Genomic DNA, 17457 nt, shown 5'->3' with positions numbered 1-17457 from the left:
CTTGCGTGGGGTGGGAGAGGCTTCTGGGGGTGGAGCGGACGCCTATTCGGCGGCCAGGATGTCGATCACGAAGACGAGGGTGCGTCCCTGCGTGGCCGAGGCGTTCAGCGGGCCAGGCTGGGAGGCGAGCCGCTCGGGTGGGAGGACCACGACGAGCTGCGAGCCGACGGGGGTGCCGACGATCTCCTCGCTCAGCCCGAAGAGTCCATCGGTGGCCGCGGTCGTGAGCTGCAGGACGTTGTTGCCGGGAGTCCAGGTCGATGCGACCTGCTCGCCGGTCGTCCAATCGAACGCCGACAGCTGCATCGTGACGAGCTGTCCCTCGGCGACCGGGGAGCCGTACCCTTCGATGCGGACGTGCCGCTTGGGGGCGGCTGGCGGGTCCTGCGCTGGCATCGTGACGCCAGGGGTGCCGTTGGGGGCGGTGACGACGGCAGGGATGCCATCCGCTGGGGCCGCGATCCGCCCGCCGGCGCTCGATGGGTAGACGTCGAGCACGTCGGCGATGGCGACGATGGTCATGGCAGGGTCGACGCCGACAGACGTGGCCGCTTCGCCGAAGAGGACGCTCGCGGGCATGACGGCGACGACGCGCTCACCCGTCTGCGAGCACTCGATCGCCTCCGCCAGACCAGGGAAGGTGTTCGCGATCGTCGCGACGCTCGTGGCGGCTGCGCCGCCGGTCTCGTTCGCGACGGTGGGGCTGTAGGGAACCAGCACCTCCCCGTCGGCGCCGTCGAGCAGCTCGAAGTTGGCTCGCACCACGCCGGAGGACGTCACCGGGTCGCCGGTTCCCGTTCCATCGCGGGTCGTCTCCAGCGACGTCACGGAGAGCGGATGCGTGAGCGCCGCTCCGCTCAGCTCGCCGAACGCGCCGTCGGCCGACACACTCGACGACGCGGCGCCATCGACGCCAGGCAGCTCGCAGGCGTCCGCGTCGAGCTCGCTCTCGGGCCACGTCACGCAGCCGGTCAGTGCGACGGCGACAGCGGCGGCCGTCAGGGCAGCCCCCGCCAGTCGGGTACGTGTGCGCATCATTCGCTCTCTCCCTCAGTCTCCGTGCTGATGGCGGGAGCATCCGTTGCCTCCACCACGTCTGGGGTCTGGTCGCGCCCCTTCTCCGCGGTGATCGCCGCGCCGCGCTGGGCCAGCCGAGCACGCTTGCGGAGCACCTTGTCGCTCACCTGACGGTCGCCGAGCGAGCCCGGCGTCCAGATCTCCACATCCTCGTCGCTGAAGTCGGACTTGGAGGCGCGGCGCTTGAGATTGGGCAGGACCGCCCCGTCGGCGAGGCGGCGGGCCGTCAGAAGGAAGCCAGTGTGCGCGATCATCCGGTGGTCGGGACGCACCGCGAGGCCTTCGACGTGCCAGCCTCGCACCATCGTCTCGTCGGCGCTGGGGTCGGTGAACAAGCCTGTCGCTCGGATCGCCTCGGCGACGCGCGACAGCTGCGTCACGGTCGCGACGTAGCAGAGCAGCACCCCACCCGGCTTGAGCGCGTCGGCGACGACGTCGAGGCACTCCCAGGGCGCGAGCATGTCGAGCACGGCGCGGTCCGCCGTCCCGTCCGCGTGCTGTTCCGGAAGCGCCTCGGCGAGGTCGCCGAGCACGAGGTTCCAGTTGTCCGGCTTCTCCCCCATCACGCTCACGACGTTGCCCTCGGCAACCTGGGCGAACTCCTCGCGGCGCTCGAAGGAGGTGAGCGATCCGGTGCCGCCGAGCATGCGGAGGATCCAGAGCGAGAGTGCGCCGGAGCCGACTCCGGCCTCGATGACGCGCGCCCCCGGTCGGATGTCCGCCTTCGCCAGGATGGCGGCCGCATCCTTCGGGTAGATGATCGCGGCCCCGCGCGGCATCGACATGACGATGTCCTCGAGGAGCGGACGCAGCGCCAGGTACTGGCCGCCGTCCGTCGCGGAGATCACGGAGCCCTCGTCGACGCCGATGATGGTGTCGTGGTCGATCATTCCCTTGTGCATGAAGTACCGCTTGCCGGGTTCGAGGTAGAGCGTGCTGACACGCCCCTTGGGCCCGGTCAGCTGCACGCGGTCGCCCGCGCGGAAGGGTCCGCCGATGTCGGTCTCGGTCATAGCTGTGCTTCGCTTTCTGCGGGGGCGGCGTCTGCTGCCGTGTGTGCGTTCTCGCGCTGCGTCGTCTCGCGAGCGACCTGCTCGACGAGCTCGCCGAGCGCCTCTGGCGTTATGCCCTCGAGGGTCGCCGTGACGAGGTGCGCGTGGTGTGCTTCGAGTGTCTGTCCGTGCGGGATGCCGATGGTCGCGCATCCTGCGGCACGTGCGGCTTCGAGGCCGCGGCGGGAGTCCTCGACGGCGACGCAGCGCTCGGGCGCGACCCCGAGCTGCGCTGCGGCGCGCAGGTAGGGCTCCGGGTGCGGCTTGCCGTTCTCGACTTCGTCGCCCGCGATGACGATCGCGAACAGAGGGGTGTCGAGGGTCGAGACGACGGCGTCTGCGAGGACGCGCGTCGAATTGGTGACCAGAGCGTTCGGGACCCCCGCCGCGTGCAGAGCGCCGAGCAGGTCGAGCGCGCCGGGCCGCCAGGCCAGCTCGGCGAGGATGCTCGCCATGACGGTCGAGTTCATGTGGTCGACGATCTCGCCGGGCGCGAGGTCGACGCCCAGGCGGGCGAAGAACTCCGATGCGTCCGCCATGCTCGACCCGACCATGCCGAGTTCCTGCTCCTCGGTGAGCGGAGGCAGCCCGTGGTCGGCGAGCAGGTTCAGCTGGGCTGTCTGCCAGTACTGCTCGGTGTCGACGATGGTGCCATCCATATCCCAGAGGACGGCGTCGGGAAGATTCGAAGGAGCCACGGGGCGACAGTCTACGGGGCGGCAGGCGGCCCACCGACGCCCGGCGCGTATCCTGGGACAACACTTCAAGCATGGCGAGGAGCACGGTGACGGATCACAGCGAGGCCACCACACCATTCGCGCGGGGCCGACTGCTTGTCGTCGCACTGCTCGGCTGGAACGACGCGGGCGATGCGGCATCAAGTGCCGTCCGCGCGCTGCAGGAGGCCATCGGCGCGGACCGTCTCATCGAGGACATCGATGACGAGTCGTTCTTCGACTACTCCATCCACCGACCCGTCATGCGCGCGGGAACCGAGGGCGTCCGGAAGATCCAATGGCCCAGCGTGTCCTTCAGCGGCACTCCTCAGCGGGAGGCCGACGAAGCCGATCCCGCAGCCGAGAGCACGGAGCTGGCCGCCGATGCAGGTCTCTCGGTGAGCTCGGACAACGGCGAGAACGTGTTCGTGCTCATCGGCCCGGAACCCACCCTGCGGTGGCGCAGCTTCACGAAGCACGTCGTCGATCTGTGCGAGCACGAAGGCATCACGCGCATCGTGCTCGTGGGCGCGCTGCTGGCAGACGTGCCCCACACGCGGCCCATCACGATCTTCATGTCGAGCGACGACGCGGTCGTGCGCGATGAGCTCGACATCGACCGCAGCGAGTACGAGGGGCCGACCGGCGTGCTCTCGGCGATCGGCGAGGAGGCTCGCTCACGGGGCATGCTCGTGCTCTCGCTCTGGGCGTCTGTGCCGCACTACGCGCACCACTCCCCCTCGCCGAAGGCGACTCTGGCGCTCGTGGACCGGCTGACAGAGATCGTCGACGTCTCGATCCCCCACGGCGACCTCGTCACCGAGTCCGCCGAGTGGGAGTCCGAGGTCACGGAGGCGACCGCCCAGGACGACGAGATCGCTCAGTACGTCGGCTACCTCGAGCGCACCCGCGACATGGTCGAGGCGCCTGAGGCCTCCGGCGAGGCCATCGCGCAGGAGTTCGAGCGCTTCCTCGAGCAGGCGGCCGACAAGAAGCCGCAACCCGGCCCGGCGGCATTCCCCACCGATCTCCCGGGGACCCCGCAGCGCCCCATGGGTGTCGAACGACGGACCACGGCCGACGACGAGGGCCTCGAACCAGGCGCCGAGACGAGGCCGGACGAAGAACCCGAGCATGACGGTGGCGGAGCTGACGACCAGGACGCCGACGACGACCACGAGGGTCAGGCCTAGCCGACCACGGACGCCCGTCCTCGGTGGATGCGCGCCGCCGGCGGTCCGCCGCGCGCGCATCAGGCCGCCGCTAGTCGCTCGTGAGGTCCAGCCCGAGCAGGGCGTCGACGAGCGCGACGACGTCCGCGTCTCCCGCGGCGGGGGGCATCGACGCCCACTCATCGACGATCGCGACGACGCGAGGGGTGTCGAGGTCGTCGGCGATGGCGTCGCGCATCCGCTGGACGACGGTATTGAGCTCGGGTGCCACCGTGTCGTCAGACGATCGAGCCGCGCGCTCGCGCCACTCCTGCAGGCGGGCGCTCGAGCCCTCGAGCTCTTCGTCGGTCCACTCCCAGTCGCTTCGGTAGTGGTGTGAGAGCAGCGCGAGCCGGATCGCACCGGGGGCGACCCCAGCTGCGGTGAGCCGTGAGACGAGCACGAGGTTGCCGAGCGACTTCGACATCTTCGTGCCGTCATAGGCGATGAGTCCGGCGTGCGTGTAGGCGCGCGCGAAGTCCGCCGGCGTCCCGTGCGAGTCCACCGAGAGCAGCGACATGGCGTGCGCCGCGGACAGCTCGTGGTGTGGGAAGCGGAGATCGCGCCCGCCGCCCTGCACGGAGATCGGAGCGCCGAGCGTCTGCGTGGCGATGACGGAGCATTCGATGTGCCAGCCGGGGCGCCCGAGGCCAACGGCGCTCTCGAACGCGGGTTCGCCCGCCCGCGCGCTGCGCCACAGGAGCGGGTCGAAGGCTCCGCGCTTGCCCGCCCGGTCGGGGTCTCCCCCGAACTCGAGGAAGGCGGCTTCCATCTCCGCCGCCGTGTACCCGGAGACGTCCCCCATGTTCCAGTCGCTTGCCGCCTCGGCTGCGGCGACGTCGTAGTAGACATCGCCCAGCTGGGTGGTGGCCGCCGGCTCGGCGTCCGAGGCGACGTCGACCCGGTAGGCGAGACCCGCCCCGATGAGGGCGGCGATTGCCTCGCCCGTCTCCCCGATGCTGTCCTGCACTCGCACGTAGGCGTCCGGCGGGAGCACACGCAGCGCGGCCATGTCGGAACGGAAGAGATCGGTCTGCGACGCGGCGATCTCCTGCCAGTCGCGTCCCGTCTTCGCCGCACGCTCGAGCAGCGGGTCGTCCACGTCGGTGATGTTCTGCGCGTAGCGGACCTCGAGGCCCGCGTCGCGCCAGGCTCGTCCGAGGGTGTCGAAGGCGACGTAGGTGGCCGCGTGCCCCAGGTGCGTCGCGTCGTATGGCGTGATCCCGCACACGTACAGCGTTGCGATCCCGTTGGGGGTGACCGTGTCCTGGACGCGGCCACTCGCGGAATCGAAGACCCGGATCGCACCACCGCCGCTGCCGGCTACCGAGGGGACTGCAGGGATGGGCCACGAGGGAACGGTTCGCACCGGAACATCCTATGTCGCGCCCCAGCCTTGCCCGGTCCGCGAGAGGGCGTCAGCGTCTCAGCGTCAGGCGGCGCCGCCGGTCGGATCCATGAGGCCGAACGACAGCAGGATGATGATGAGGGTGCCCAGCGCGATCCGGTAGACCACGAACGGGAGGAAGCTGCCCTTGTTGAGGTAGGCCATCAGGTACTTGATGACGACAAGGCCGACGACGAAGGAGATGATCGTCGCGATGATCGTGCCGACGACGGGCGCCTCGGCGCCTTCCGCCTCTCCGAACGCGGAGACGAGCTCGTAGAAGCCCGAGCCGAACACGGCGGGAATGGCCAGCAGGAAGCTGTACCTCGCGGCGGACGGTCGGTCGTAGCCCATGATGCGCCCTGCCGTGATGGTGCCGCCCGAGCGCGAGACGCCGGGGATCAGGGCGAGCGCCTGCGCGAATCCGTAGACGACGCCGTCTCTCGTGTTGAGGTCCTGGAGGGACTTCGCGCGCTTGCCGAAGATGTCGGCGAGGCCGAGGATGACGCCGAAGCTGATGAGCGTGAACGCCACGATCCAGAGCGACCGGAACTGGTCGCGGATGAGGCTCTGGAGCAGGAAGCCGAGCACGACGATGGGAATCGATCCGAAGATGATGAGCCACCCCATGCGCGCATCCGGGTCGTTGCGCGGCACGCTCCCGCGCAGGGAGCCGAACCACCGCGAGATGATGCGCTTGATGTCGCCCCAGAAGTAGACGAGCACGGCTGCCTCGGTGCCGAGCTGGATGATGGCGGTGAAGGTCGCGCCCGGGTCCTGGACCCCGATCCACTCGCCCACGATGCGGATGTGCGCGCTCGAGGAGATCGGCAGGAACTCAGTGAGCGCCTGCACGAGACCGAGGATCACGGCGTCAAACCAGTTCATTGCCACTGCCTTTTCCGAGAGAGTTTTCCAGCTGCGGGCCGCGGTGAGGTCACGTCGGGCCCGGCGCACGCTAACACGAAACCGGCGCCGGCCGCGGAGGGCACCCCGCGTCGACGGTGATGCGCCGGCCGGCCTCGGCGGCGCGAACCGGCCGCGGTGGTGGGTGTCGCGACCTCGGCTCGGCCCCCGGTGCCGTCAGTAGCTGCGCAGGAAGTCGCCGAGCACCTTGCGGCCGAAGACCAGCGATTCGAGTGGGACACGCTCGTCGACGCCGTGGAACATCGCGGGGAAGTCGATGCCCTCCGGCAGTCGCAGCGGCGCGAAGCCGTAGCCTTCGATGCCGAGCGTCGCGAGGGCCTTGTTGTCGGTGCCGCCCGACAGGAAGTACGGGACCACGACCGCCTCTGGGTCGTGGCGCTGCAGGGCCGCTGTCGCCGCGTCGACGATGGGGCCGGAGACGGGGGCCTGGGTGCCGATGCCGCGGAACACGGTCTCGATCTCGATGTCGTCGCCGACGATCGCCTGGATCTCCGCGAGCAGCTCGTCCTCGGCGCCGGGGAACGGGCGCGCGTCGATGGCGACGCTCGCCGACTCCGGGATCACGTTGTGCTTGTAGCCCGCGCTCAGCATCGTGGGGTTCGTCGTCGACCGGAGGCTGGCCGTCAGGAAGCCGGACGCGCTGCCCGTCGCCAGGACGATCGCACCCGGCGTGGTCTCCTGCGGGTCGACGTCCAGGAGGCGCGCGAGCTCGGTGATCATGGACGTGGTCGTGTCGTTGAGCAGCACCGGCCACTCATGCGAGCCGAGCTTCGCGATGGCCTGGGCGAGGCGTGTCACCGCGTTCTCCTCGGCGGGGATGACACGCGAGCCGTGTGCGGCCCGTCCCTTCGCGTGGAGGCGCAGCCAGAGCAGCGCCTTCTCCCCCGTCTGCAGCAGGTAGGCGCGCTTGCCGCCGACCGTGATCGAGTAGCCGCCGACCTCGGAGATCGCCTGGGTCGCCCCCGCGAAGAGCTCGGGGTGGTCTCGCGCGATGGGCTCGGAACCAAACTGGCCGCCGTTCTCCTCATCGGCGAAGAACGCGAGCACGAGCTCGCGCTCGGGGAGCTCCCCCGCGCCGAGGATCTCCTCGACCGCGGTCAGGATCATGGCGTCCATGTTCTTCATGTCGACGGCTCCGCGCCCCCACAGGAGACCGTCCTTGATGACCCCCGCGAACGGGTCGACGCTCCAGTTGCCCGCCTCGGCGGGCACGACGTCGGTGTGCCCATGCACGACCAGGGCCGGCTTCGCCGCGTTGCGGCCGGGGACCCGCGTGAAGATGCTCGGGCGTCCCGGGGCTGCCTCGATCGTGGTCACGTCGAGCCCGAGCGCCGTGAGCCGCGCCTCCAGGTACTGGGCCGCCTCGGTCTCGCCCTTCGAGCGACCCTCGCCGTAGTTGGTGGTGTCGAGACGGATGAGGTCCTGGGTCGTCGTGACGGTGGGGTCGAGTTCGAGGGAGTCAGCCATGCCCCCAACGCTACCGCTGTGCGAGGCCCGGAATTCCGGCGCGACGCGCCCGGGATGCACGCATTCTCGCCTCGATTCGCGTTTCGTCGGAATCCTGGTAATGTTTCTCTTCGTGCTCAACAGCACAACCTGCGCGGGTGGCGGAAATGGCAGACGCGCTAGCTTGAGGTGCTAGTGCCCGTATTAGGGCGTGGGGGTTCAAGTCCCCCCTCGCGCACAGGTTGAAAGGCCCGGGAGTTCTCTCCCGGGCCTTTCGTGTTTCTCCGTGACGACACCGATTCTCCGGGACGACACCGATTCTCCGGGACGACACCGTGGTCCGACTCCCTGACTCCGCGCGTAGTGAGATGCCGCGGAGCGAAACACTCGGCAACCTTCGCTTGCGAGGAAGCGCACGTCGCGTGACGCTCGGTGTTGGCCCATCCCCCGTCATCCCAGGAGTGCACCCGTGTCAGCTGAAACGACATCGCTCGTGAACCACGCGCAGATCGACCAGACAGAGCTCTCCGAGAGCTTCCGGTCGCTGTTCCGCCAGCATCCGTCGGGCGTCGCGGTCCTCACGGCGCAGAGCGAAGACGGTCCGGTCGCGATGACGATCACGTCGCTCACCTCCGTGAACGCCTCCCCCGCGCTCGTGGCCTTCTCGCTCTCCACGGCGTCGTCGGCGACGCCAGGCATCCTCTCGTCGCCCAGCATCCTCGTGCACTTCATCGACGAGGAGTCCCTGGCGGTCGCTCAGGTGGCCGCCACGAGCGGCGTCGACCGCTTCGCGGACCTCGACAGCTGGAGCTACCTGCCGAGCGGTGAGCCGCACTACAGCGCCGTCCAGCGGTGGGCGCGAGGCACCATCCGCAGCACGCTCGACGTCGATGGGGCGGTGCTGGTCGTGCTCGACGTCATCGAAGCGCGCGACGGCCGAGCGGGTTCCGAACGAGCAGGCGGCGGGGTCGTGTACCGGAACCGCATCTGGCACGAGCTCGGCGCACCACACAGCTGACAGGCCTGGAGGGCCCCTTCCGGTAGTTTGGGGATGCAGGACACCGACGAGCGCTTCGCGCGTCAACTGCCTCGACGCTCCCAGACCGAGAAGGACCTCCTCGAACCATGCCCGGCCTCGCAACCGCCCTCCTGCACGCCGCCAGCTCAGGCGGCGGCGCCGTCGAAGAAGCCTCAGGCGGATTCTTCGGCGTGATCTCCGACTGGGCGATCGACATCATGGGGACGATCGGGGCCCCGGGAGCCGGCCTCGCCGTCGCACTCGAGAACCTGTTCCCGCCCATCCCGTCCGAGATCATCCTCCCCCTCGCCGGCCTCGCGGCGCACCAGGGCAAGTTCTCGGTGGTCGAGGCGATCATCTGGACGACCATCGGCTCGGTCGTCGGCGCCTACGCGCTGTACTGGCTGGGCCGCTGGCTGGGCCACAACCGCATGGTGTGGCTCGCCCGCAAGATCCCACTCGTCGACGCCGCCGACGTGGTCAAGACCACGAACTGGTTCAAGAAGCACGGCAAGAAGGCCGTGTTCTTCGGCCGCTTCCTGCCCATCTTCCGCAGCCTCATCTCGATACCGGCTGGCATCGAGCGCATGCCCGCCCTGCAATTCGGGCTGCTCACGCTCGCCGGCTCCGCGATCTGGAACACCATCTTCGTCATGGCCGGCTACCTGCTCGGCGACGCGTGGGAGCAGATCCTCATCTACGCTGACGCGCTCAAGTACCTCGTGTACGCCCTCGTCGCCGGCGCCATCATCTGGTTCCTGGTGGTGAAGATCCGCGGACGCGTGCACCGGGGTGGACACTCCGCGTAGCGCTTCCCGCTCTGCGTTCGTTGATGGACGCCCACCGACGTGGGCGTCCATTCGCGTCTCAGGCGTCCATCCGCGTCTCAGGCGCGCATTCGTCGCCGTAGGACGTCGATGCGTGCCTGGATCTGCGACACGGTGGCCTGGCCGACCGCTGGCCCTCCGCAGCTGCGACGCAGCTCCGCGTGCACGATGCCGTGGGGCTCCCCCGACTGCTTCGCGTAGACGGAGACCAGACTGTTGAGCAGCGTCCGCTGCTCCTTCAGGGTCCGGTGCAGGGCCTGCGGTGGCGCCGGGGCCGGTGGCCCGGCCTTCACGCGCGACTCCTGGATACGGCCCTGCTTCGCTTGGCGCTGCGAGAGCACGGAGCGCACCTGGTCGGCGTCGAGGATGCCAGGCAGACCGAGGAACTCGAGCTCCTCCTCGCTGCCCACCTCGGCCGCATAGCCGAAGTCGCCCCCGTCGTACAGCACCTTGTCGAAGAGCGCCTCGCTGGAGATCGCCTCGAAGGTGAACTTGCCCAGTTCATCGCTGGTCTTGTCCGGCCGCTCGGCGGCCGCCATCATGTCCTCTTCAGGGGCCCTGGAGTCGTCGGCGTCCGCGAGCCGATCGAGCGCGTGATTGCGCTCCATCTCGAGGGCGTGCGCCAGCTTGGTGAGCTGCGGCACGCTCGGAACGAACACCGTGGCCGTCTCGCCCTTCTTGCGGGCGCGCACGAAACGGCCGATGGCCTGCGCGAAGAACATCGGCGTCGACGCGTTGGTCGCGTAGACGCCCACCGCGAGGCGAGGCACGTCAACACCCTCGGACACCATGCGCACGGCGACCATCCACCGTTCATCGCTCGCCGAGAACTCGGTGATGCGGTCAGAGGCGCCCTTGTCGTCGGACAGGATCAGCGCGGGCTTCGTGCCGGTGATGGTCTTCAGGATCGCCGCGTAGCCCTTGGCGGCAGCGTGGTCGGTGGCGATGACGAGGCCGCCGGCGTCCGGCACCTCCTGGCGCACCTCGCTGAGGCGCTGGTCTGCGGCCTGCAGGACCTGCGGGATCCACTGCCCCTCGTGATCGAGGGCGGTGCGCCACGCCTGAGAGACGATGTCCTTCGTGTTGTCCTCCGCGAGACCGGCCGACATCTCCTCGCCCTGCGTGTCGCGCCAGCGCACGTTGCCGGCGTAGGACATGAAGAGCACGGGGCGGACGACGCCGTCTTCGAGCGCTCGCCCGTAGCCGTACGAGTAGTCGGTGAGCGAGGTGCGGATGCCGTCCTCGTTGGGCGCGTAGGTGACGAAGGGGATCGGCGCGGAGTCGGAGCGGAACGGGGTTCCCGTGAGCGAGAGGCGACGATCGGCGTGGCCGAACGCCTCGCGGATCGCATCACCCCAGCTCAACGCGTCTCCACCGTGGTGCACCTCGTCGAGGATCACGAGCGTGCGACCGGAGGCCGTCAGATGGCTGTGCACGCTCGGCTTCATGGCGACCTGCGCGTACGTGACGGCCACTCCGTGGAACTGCCGCGAGTGGATGCCCTGGTTGTTGCCGTAGCGGGGGTCGATGCGGATGCCGACCCGAGCCGCGGCTTCTGCCCACTGCGTCTTGAGGTGGTCGGTCGGGGCGACGATCGTGATGCGGTCCACCGAGCGGCGCTGGAGGAGCTCCGTCGCGAGTCGGAGGGCGAACGTCGTCTTCCCAGCGCCCGGCGTCGCTGAGGCCAGGAAGTCTCTTGGCTCGCTCTCGAAGTACACGTCGAGGGCCTCGGCCTGCCAGGCTCGGAGCCTGCCCGCCGTTCCCCAGGGTGCTCGCTGCGGGAAGGAAGGCGAGAGGTGCTCAGCGGCGAACGTGCCGACCTGGTGACCGTAGCGGGTGCCGTCGTGGCTTGAGGAGTGCGTTTCCTGGACGGCCTCGCGTTCGGTCATAGCTGCGTCGAGTTCCTTTCACTCATTGGCAGGGGCAGCCCGTCGGTCTTCGTCCGTCAGCGGCTGGTTGGTGGGTCTTGAATGGGGCCGAGGCGGTGGCCGGCGTGGAGCCGGCGCACGGCGCGCTCATTGGACGGGTGCAGCCCGCCAGCGAGCACGTCCCGCAGCAGTCGCGCGAGCTCGTGTCCGGAACGGTAGCCGCTGCCTCCGACAATCCCGAGCGCATCATGCGTCGTGGCGGCCGCGGCTGCGACCGCCTCGTACTTCGCCATCGTCAAGCGCGCGAACCAGGCGTCGCCGTGCGGCGCCCCCTCGTCGACATCGCGTGCGATGGACTCAACGAGGGTACGCGCTGCGAGCTGTCGAATGCTCATTCTGGCGATTTCCTCTCGAACCTGCACGTCGTCGGCGAGCCGCATCCCTCCCTGGGTCGAGCTCGTCCGGTGGTTCGCGGCGTCGACGGCCAGCTCGAGGGCACGGTCCCCGATGCCGACGTAGCAGGCAGCGACCAGGAGGAGGAAGTTCGAGTGGACCGCGAAGATGTGCGGCTCGCCGTTCGGTCCGACGGGGAGACGGGCGATGACCCGATCGGCTGGGACCAGAGCACCATCCAGCGACGTCGAGCAGCTCTGCGTGGCCCGCATCCCGAGCGTGTCCCAGTCGTCGTGGATGCGCACGCCGTCGTCATCCCGCCGCAGCACCCCGTGCACGAGGGCGGGCTCCGCACCCGTGTCGTCGCGGCCGAAGGTGACGAGCCTGGTCCAGACGGGCGAGAGCGAGGTGAAGATCTTCATGCCGTGCAGTCGGTAGCCGCCGCCCTGCTCCGGCTCGGCTCGGACATTCGAGTCGTAGAGCACGGCGTCGTTGCCGATCTCGGAGATCGCGAGCGCGTACGTCTCCCCCGCAACGATCTCGCGCAGCATCCAGTCGAGGCCATCGTCGTCAGACTCGTGCCGCGCGCGGGCGATGCCCGCCACGACGTGGTGCATGTTGACGGCGAGGGCCGTCGCAGGTGCCGCGGCCGCAAGGCGCGCCTGGCACCTCACCGCCTGCTCGAGCGTGGCGCCGGTGCCCCCGAAATCGCGGGGAACCAACAGCCGCAGGTAGCCCTCTTCGCGCAGCGCATCGAGGTCGTCGGTAGGGAACGAGTTCTCTGCGTCGTAGCGGCTCGCGCGCTGGTTGAGCACCTCGAGCAGCTCATCGGCCAAAATGGATCTCGGGTCTGAAGCTGGCATGCTGACCACGGTACTCGCCAGGGCTTCGACCACCAGCAGGAAGTCTCAGCCGGCGAGGGCTTGGTCTTCAGATCCGATCGAGGAGAGCAGCAGCGAGATGTCAGAACGCGAACTCATTCCCTGGAGCCGCTACGTCGCGATCGGTGATTCCTTCACCGAGGGGGTCGGCGATCCCGAGCCGACCGCGCCTGGCGGGCTTCGCGGCTGGGCCGATCGCGTGGCCGAGGAGCTCGCCGCGCATCGCACCGACTTCGCCTACGCCAACCTTGCTATCCGCGGGCGACTCCTCGACCAGATCGTAGAGGAGCAGCTCGGGCCGGCCCTCGAGCTGAAGCCCGACCTCGTGACCGTCTCCGCGGGCGGCAACGACATCATCCGCCCTGGCGCCGACCCGGACGCCATCGCGGCTCGCTTCTCACGGCTCGTCGGCTCGCTGCGGGCGTCCGGAGCGACCGTCGTGGTCTTCACCGGCGTGGACACGAAGTTCGCGCCCGTCTTCTCGTCCATGCGCGGCAAGATCGCCATCTACAACGAGCACGTGCGCGGCATCGCGGAATACCACGACTGCATCGTCGCGGACCAGTGGGCGCTGCGCTCGATCCAACGGCCAAGCATGTGGGTCAGCGACCGACTGCACCTCAACTCCTACGGCCACCACGAGGTGGCGCGCATGGTGCTCGCGGCCCTCAACGTCGAGAACGATCTCGTCGCCATGCAGCCGGCCCCCGCACGGCCGGCCAGGTGGCGCGAAGCGAGGGCGCAGGACATGGTGTGGGCGAGGCAGCACCTCGTGCCCTGGGTACTGCGTCGTCTCCGGAATGAATCGTCCGGAGACAATGTGATCGCCAAGCGCCCATTCGCGGAACCCTTCTCCTTCGGAACGGATGCCGCGCCGCCTATCCCGTGAGCGCGTAGAGCGCGACCGCACTTGCCGCGGCCACGTTCAGCGAGTCCACGCCGTGGAGCATGGGAATCGTGACCGTCATCGTCGCGGCGCTGAGGGCGCCGCGGCTGAGCCCATCCCCCTCCGTGCCGAGCAGGATCGCGGTGCGCTCCGGTCTGCTGGCGGCGTAGTCGCGGAGCGACACCGCGTCGTCGTCGAGGGCCAGGGCGGCGACATCGAAACCGGCGTCGGCGAAGAGCGTCGCCGCGTCCGGCCAGGCCGGCAGCCGGGTCCACGGCACCTGGAAGACGGTCCCCATGCTGACTCGCACGCTCCTGCGGTACAGCGGGTCGGCGCACTCCTGGGTCACGAGGACGGCGTCAGCACCGAGGCCCGCCGCCGCACGGAAGACAGCTCCGACGTTCGTGTGGTCGACGAGGTCCTCGAGCACGACGACCGTCTTCGCGTCAGCCAGGAGCTCCGCCGGGTCGCGCAAGGACGGCCGGTGCATGGAAGCGAGCGCGCCCCGGTGCATGCGGAACCCGGTCAGCTGCTCGAGCTGCTCGCTCGACCCGACATACACGGGGACCTCGGGGAACCGCTCGAGCAGCGGTTCAACGGTCGGCAGCCACTGCTCCATGAGGAGGAGCGACCGTGGCGTGTGACCTGCCCTCAGGGCGCGCTCGATGACCTTCGGCGACTCGGCGATGTACAGGCCACCCTCCGGCTCGAGGCGCCGACGCAGGGCCACATCGGTCAGCCGGGAATAGTCGTCGAGTCCAGACTGTTCGAGTGAGCGGACGGATGGGGTCGCACGTGGCCAATCGGTCGACTGGAGAGGGGTCAGACGCATGGAGGCAATCCTGTCAGAAGCGGACGGGGCGAGGGCGGCTCGGACGCGAGCAGAGGGTCTCGCCCGCGCCGCCGACCTGCTGTCGGATCGCACCTTCGCGGTGCTGACGGGGGCGGGGCTGTCGACCGACTCCGGCATCCCGGACTACCGCGGTGACGGCAAGGCCCCGCGCATCTCCCCAATGACGATCCAGCAGTTCATGTCGGACGAGGCGACCCGCCGACGCTACTGGGCGGGAGCCGCCTTGGGCGCTGCCCGCTTCTCCGGCGCGGAACCCAATGCCGGGCACCTCGCGCTCGCCGAGCTCGAACGCCACGGAGCCGCCGCGGGTGTCGCCACCCAGAACGTGGACGGATTGCACGTGCGGGCGGGGAGCCGCAACGTCATCGAGCTGCACGGCAGCATGCGCACGGCAAGCTGCAGGAGCTGCGGCCACGAGATCTCGAGGGCTGCCCTGCTCGCCGACATCCTGGACTCCTCCCCCCGCATCGCCGAACTCGCAGCGGACGCCAGCAGCCGCCCCGACGGCGACGCCGAGGCGAGCGGGGCCGAGATCGACGAACTTCCTTCCTGCCCGGTCTGCGGTGGCATCCTGCAACCCGACGTCGTCATGTTCGGTGACGTCGTGCGCCCGTCGGTTGCCGAGCGCGCGCGTGAACTCGTTGATGAGGCCGATGCGCTGCTCGTCGCGGGGACGTCGCTGGTCGTCAACACGGGGCGGCGGCTCGTGCACCGCGCCGTCGCGGCGAAGAAGCCGGTCGTCTTGTTCAACCGCGGTGACGCCGCGATCGGCCACCTGGCTTCCGTGTACGTCGAAGGTGGCACGTCCGAGTCGCTCGTGGACCTCGCGGGGAGACTCACCTCCGACTCCTAGGCGAGGTCGGCGGCCTCAGCTCCGCCGTCGCTGCGCCACCTGTCGGCAGGCGTCGAGCAGCGTCGCCGCCGACCGTTCCCACGCGTAGTCGGCCGCGCGGGCGACGCCCGCTGCCGAGGCGGAGCGCCACGCCGCTGGATCGGCCTGCAGGCGCTTGGCCATGGTCGCGAGCAAGCCCGCGTCGTCCGCAGGGAAGTACCCGGCGGCGGTCCCCCCGACCTCGCGGAAGATCGGTGTGTCGCTCACCAGGATGGGGGTGCCGGCCGACATCGCCTCGACGAGCGGGAGCCCGAAGCCCTCGCTCTTCGACGCAGTCACGAGCGCCGTCGCGCGCCCGAGCAGTGCGCGGTACTCCTCGTCGCTGACGCCCTGGTGGGCGACGATCGACCCCGCAGGCGCCTGCGCCTCGAGCGCGGCCAGGGTCCGAGCATCCACCTTCGAGCACAGGTGGAGGCGCCACCCCGGCAGATCCCGCATGGCGCGAGCGAGGGTCTCGACGTTCTTGTACGGCATGAACGAGCCCATGTAGACGAGGCTGGGCTCGCTCGGCGGTGCCGACCTCGGGGTGGACGCGAACGCGGGGTCCGGCGCGTTGGGCACGAGCGGGATCGGGCGCCGGGTCAGGCGCTTGGCTCGGAGCAGCTCGCGCGTGGTCGCCGAGACGACCGCCACCTGGTCCGCCCCTCGCAGCAGCAGGCGCTGTGGCCAGAACGACAGGTGGTAGACGCGCCACAGGGCCCGCACGTACCAGGGCAGGAACTGTGGCGGCTTCGGGTGCTCGTAGTAGATGAGGTCGTGGATGGTCAGGATCAGCCCGTAGCGCCGACCCAGCGACCCCATCGTCTGCATCGGGCTCACGACCACGTCGGGGCGCAGGCGATTGACCTCCCGGGCCACGAACGGCTCCGCGGGCGACGTCGGTGCACTGATGACCTCGTGCGGCAGGTCGGGCAGCATGGGCAGCTGCCGCTCGTCCGAGATGAGCATGGTCACGGGGTGGAGCTCGGAGAGGGCGCGCACGAGTTCGGCCGAGTACCTCGAGATGCCGTCATGACGATCGATGCGCACGTAGCGGCAGTCGAAGAGCAGTCTCACTGTGCTCGCTCCGCCGGCGTGCCGGGGCGTGCGTCGGCGATGACGTCGGCGAGCAGGCGGGCAGCCGCGATCGGCGTCTCATAGTGCACCAGATGCCCGGTGCCCGCGATGACGTGCAGCGGCACGTCGGCGAGTCGGGCGAGTTCGAGCTGCGCCTCGAGCGGGGCGATGTCGTCGAGCGCACCGGCGATGAGCACGGTGGATGCCGGAAGCTCGGCCGCGTGCGCGAGCACCGAATCCGAGACTGAGGCACGGAATGCCGCAAGGAGCGTCTCCCGGTCGGAGAAGTCGGAGAAGTGGCGCTCATGCTCCGCGTGGATCCACGCCCTGAGCGACTTGGACTTCGTCTTCGCCATGACCTCGCTCATGATGCGCGTGATGAGCGGGTGCGAGAGCAGCAGCCGACCGGCCGTGGCGGGAAGGCGCGAGCCGAGCCAGTAGTAGAAGATCGCGAGTCGGGTGAGGACCGCCTGCGGCCCTTCCAGAGCCGGTGACGCGATCGGGTTGATGAGCACGAGCGGCCGTTCTCCGATCGCCGACGGCCTCCTGGCGATCACGAGCGAGCCGAACGAATGCCCGAGCACGATCGCGTCGCCGTCCGGATCGACCTGCTCGAGGAACGCCTCGAGCCACGCTGAGTAGTCGTCCAGCGTGTGCCCGTGCGACAGCGGTTCCGACGCTCCGAAACCGGGAAGGTCGGGGGCGATGAAGCGGACGTCCGGAAGGCGATTCACGACCGGCAGCAGGCCGTGGTGGGTGCCGCGGAAGCCATGCACCAGGACGACCGTGGCCATGGCGTCTCCGGCGGCGGGGCCCACCTCCCACCAGGCGCATGCTGAGCCCAGGATACGACCGGAGTGGGCAAGCGACGGGGACCCGGGAGTGGCTGCAGGAGCGGAGGAAGGCATCGTGCAAGAGTGTACCGAGCAGGGCGGGAGGCCGTGCTCAGGCGCGTTCGCGCTCGGCG

General features: G+C 69.6%; 16 protein-coding genes and 1 tRNA gene. 6 read left to right on the top strand and 11 right to left on the bottom strand.

The features are described 5' to 3' along the window. Positions 1 to 42: 42 nt before the first annotated feature. The 3 genes from HDC34_RS10340 to HDC34_RS10330 are packed head-to-tail and all read right to left on the bottom strand — an operon-like array spanning position 43 to position 2827. Positions 43 to 1038, bottom strand: a complete 996-nt coding sequence (locus HDC34_RS10340) for a hypothetical protein (protein ID WP_104311884.1) — start codon at positions 1036 to 1038, stop codon at positions 43 to 45. Beyond that, positions 1035 to 2090: a tRNA (adenine-N1)-methyltransferase gene (locus tag HDC34_RS10335; protein ID WP_179556783.1), complete on the bottom strand. Its 1056-nt coding sequence runs from the start codon at positions 2088 to 2090 to the stop codon at positions 1035 to 1037. Before HDC34_RS10335 ends, HDC34_RS10340 begins: the two co-directional genes overlap by 4 nt. Then, positions 2087 to 2827 (bottom strand): HAD family phosphatase, encoded by a 741-nt coding sequence (locus HDC34_RS10330; protein ID WP_179556782.1) that lies wholly within the window; start codon positions 2825 to 2827, stop codon positions 2087 to 2089. The genes HDC34_RS10335 and HDC34_RS10330 overlap by 4 nt, the downstream gene beginning before the upstream one ends. 86 nt (positions 2828 to 2913) lie before the next feature. Here HDC34_RS10330 and HDC34_RS10325 point away from each other — a divergent pair, with 86 nt between their 5' ends. Then, positions 2914 to 4038 (top strand): PAC2 family protein, encoded by a 1125-nt coding sequence (locus HDC34_RS10325; protein ID WP_308807305.1) that lies wholly within the window; start codon positions 2914 to 2916, stop codon positions 4036 to 4038. A gap of 70 nt (positions 4039 to 4108) precedes the next feature. Here the strand turns inward: HDC34_RS10325 and mshC are convergent, their stop codons facing one another. The 3 genes from mshC to HDC34_RS10310 form a co-directional block, all read right to left on the bottom strand. After that, positions 4109 to 5425 carry a cysteine--1-D-myo-inosityl 2-amino-2-deoxy-alpha-D-glucopyranoside ligase gene (gene mshC, locus HDC34_RS10320; protein WP_104311887.1) on the bottom strand — a complete coding sequence of 439 codons (1317 nt, stop codon included), beginning with the start codon at positions 5423 to 5425 and terminating at the stop codon, positions 4109 to 4111. 63 nt (positions 5426 to 5488) lie between these two features. Beyond that, positions 5489 to 6331 carry an undecaprenyl-diphosphate phosphatase gene (locus HDC34_RS10315; RefSeq protein WP_179556781.1) on the bottom strand — a complete coding sequence of 281 codons (843 nt, stop codon included), beginning with the start codon at positions 6329 to 6331 and terminating at the stop codon, positions 5489 to 5491. Positions 6332 to 6526: 195 nt separating this feature from the next. Then, positions 6527 to 7837, bottom strand: a complete 1311-nt coding sequence (locus tag HDC34_RS10310; protein ID WP_104311889.1) for a M20/M25/M40 family metallo-hydrolase — start codon at positions 7835 to 7837, stop codon at positions 6527 to 6529. A 131-nt stretch (positions 7838 to 7968) separates the two neighbouring features. Here HDC34_RS10310 and HDC34_RS10305 point away from each other — a divergent pair. The 3 genes from HDC34_RS10305 to HDC34_RS10295 all read left to right on the top strand — a co-directional run bounded on the left by HDC34_RS10305 (position 7969) and on the right by HDC34_RS10295 (position 9643). Continuing rightward, positions 7969 to 8054 (top strand) — tRNA-Leu (locus tag HDC34_RS10305). 231 nt (positions 8055 to 8285) lie between these two features. Continuing rightward, on the top strand, positions 8286 to 8834 hold the full coding sequence (locus HDC34_RS10300) for a flavin reductase family protein (RefSeq protein ID WP_179556780.1): 549 nt from the start codon (positions 8286 to 8288) through the stop codon (positions 8832 to 8834). Positions 8835 to 8941: 107 nt separating this feature from the next. After that, positions 8942 to 9643: a DedA family protein gene (locus HDC34_RS10295; RefSeq protein ID WP_179556779.1), complete on the top strand. Its 702-nt coding sequence runs from the start codon at positions 8942 to 8944 to the stop codon at positions 9641 to 9643. A 77-nt stretch (positions 9644 to 9720) separates the two neighbouring features. Here the strand turns inward: HDC34_RS10295 and HDC34_RS10290 are convergent, their stop codons facing one another. Both HDC34_RS10290 and HDC34_RS10285 read right to left on the bottom strand, forming a co-directional pair. Continuing rightward, positions 9721 to 11550 (bottom strand): DEAD/DEAH box helicase, encoded by a 1830-nt coding sequence (locus HDC34_RS10290; RefSeq protein ID WP_104311891.1) that lies wholly within the window; start codon positions 11548 to 11550, stop codon positions 9721 to 9723. A 56-nt stretch (positions 11551 to 11606) separates the two neighbouring features. Next, on the bottom strand, positions 11607 to 12785 hold the full coding sequence (locus tag HDC34_RS10285) for an acyl-CoA dehydrogenase family protein (RefSeq protein WP_179556778.1): 1179 nt from the start codon (positions 12783 to 12785) through the stop codon (positions 11607 to 11609). Between the two features lie 97 nt (positions 12786 to 12882). On the opposite strand from HDC34_RS10285, the gene HDC34_RS10280 reads away from it, so the two are divergent. Further along, positions 12883 to 13692, top strand: a complete 810-nt coding sequence (locus HDC34_RS10280; RefSeq protein WP_104311892.1) for an SGNH/GDSL hydrolase family protein — start codon at positions 12883 to 12885, stop codon at positions 13690 to 13692. Here the strand turns inward: HDC34_RS10280 and HDC34_RS10275 are convergent. Next, positions 13682 to 14521: an RNA methyltransferase gene (locus HDC34_RS10275; RefSeq protein WP_179556777.1), complete on the bottom strand. Its 840-nt coding sequence runs from the start codon at positions 14519 to 14521 to the stop codon at positions 13682 to 13684. The two genes, HDC34_RS10280 and HDC34_RS10275, sit on opposite strands and share 11 nt — an antisense overlap. Here HDC34_RS10275 and HDC34_RS10270 point away from each other — a divergent pair. Next, on the top strand, positions 14520 to 15395 hold the full coding sequence (locus HDC34_RS10270; protein WP_179556776.1) for a Sir2 family NAD-dependent protein deacetylase: 876 nt from the start codon (positions 14520 to 14522) through the stop codon (positions 15393 to 15395). The genes HDC34_RS10275 and HDC34_RS10270 overlap by 2 nt on opposite strands. 15 nt (positions 15396 to 15410) lie before the next feature. Here HDC34_RS10270 and HDC34_RS10265 read toward each other — a convergent pair whose 3' ends face one another. Next, complete coding sequence (locus HDC34_RS10265; protein ID WP_179556775.1) at positions 15411 to 16490, bottom strand: glycosyltransferase family 1 protein; 1080 nt, start codon at positions 16488 to 16490, stop codon at positions 15411 to 15413. Next, the gene (locus HDC34_RS10260) at positions 16487 to 17398 is read right to left on the bottom strand and encodes an alpha/beta fold hydrolase (protein WP_179556774.1); all 912 of its coding nucleotides are present in this window, start codon (positions 17396 to 17398) and stop codon (positions 16487 to 16489) included. The genes HDC34_RS10265 and HDC34_RS10260 overlap by 4 nt, the downstream gene beginning before the upstream one ends. Positions 17399 to 17457 lie beyond the last annotated feature (59 nt).

The sequence above is a fragment of the Pseudoclavibacter sp. JAI123 genome, from assembly GCF_013409665.1.
In the GTDB taxonomy this organism is placed as follows: domain Bacteria; phylum Actinomycetota; class Actinomycetes; order Actinomycetales; family Microbacteriaceae; genus Pseudoclavibacter.
Note: the sequence above shows the minus strand (reverse complement) of the source record. Positions and strands in the feature narration are given on the sequence as shown.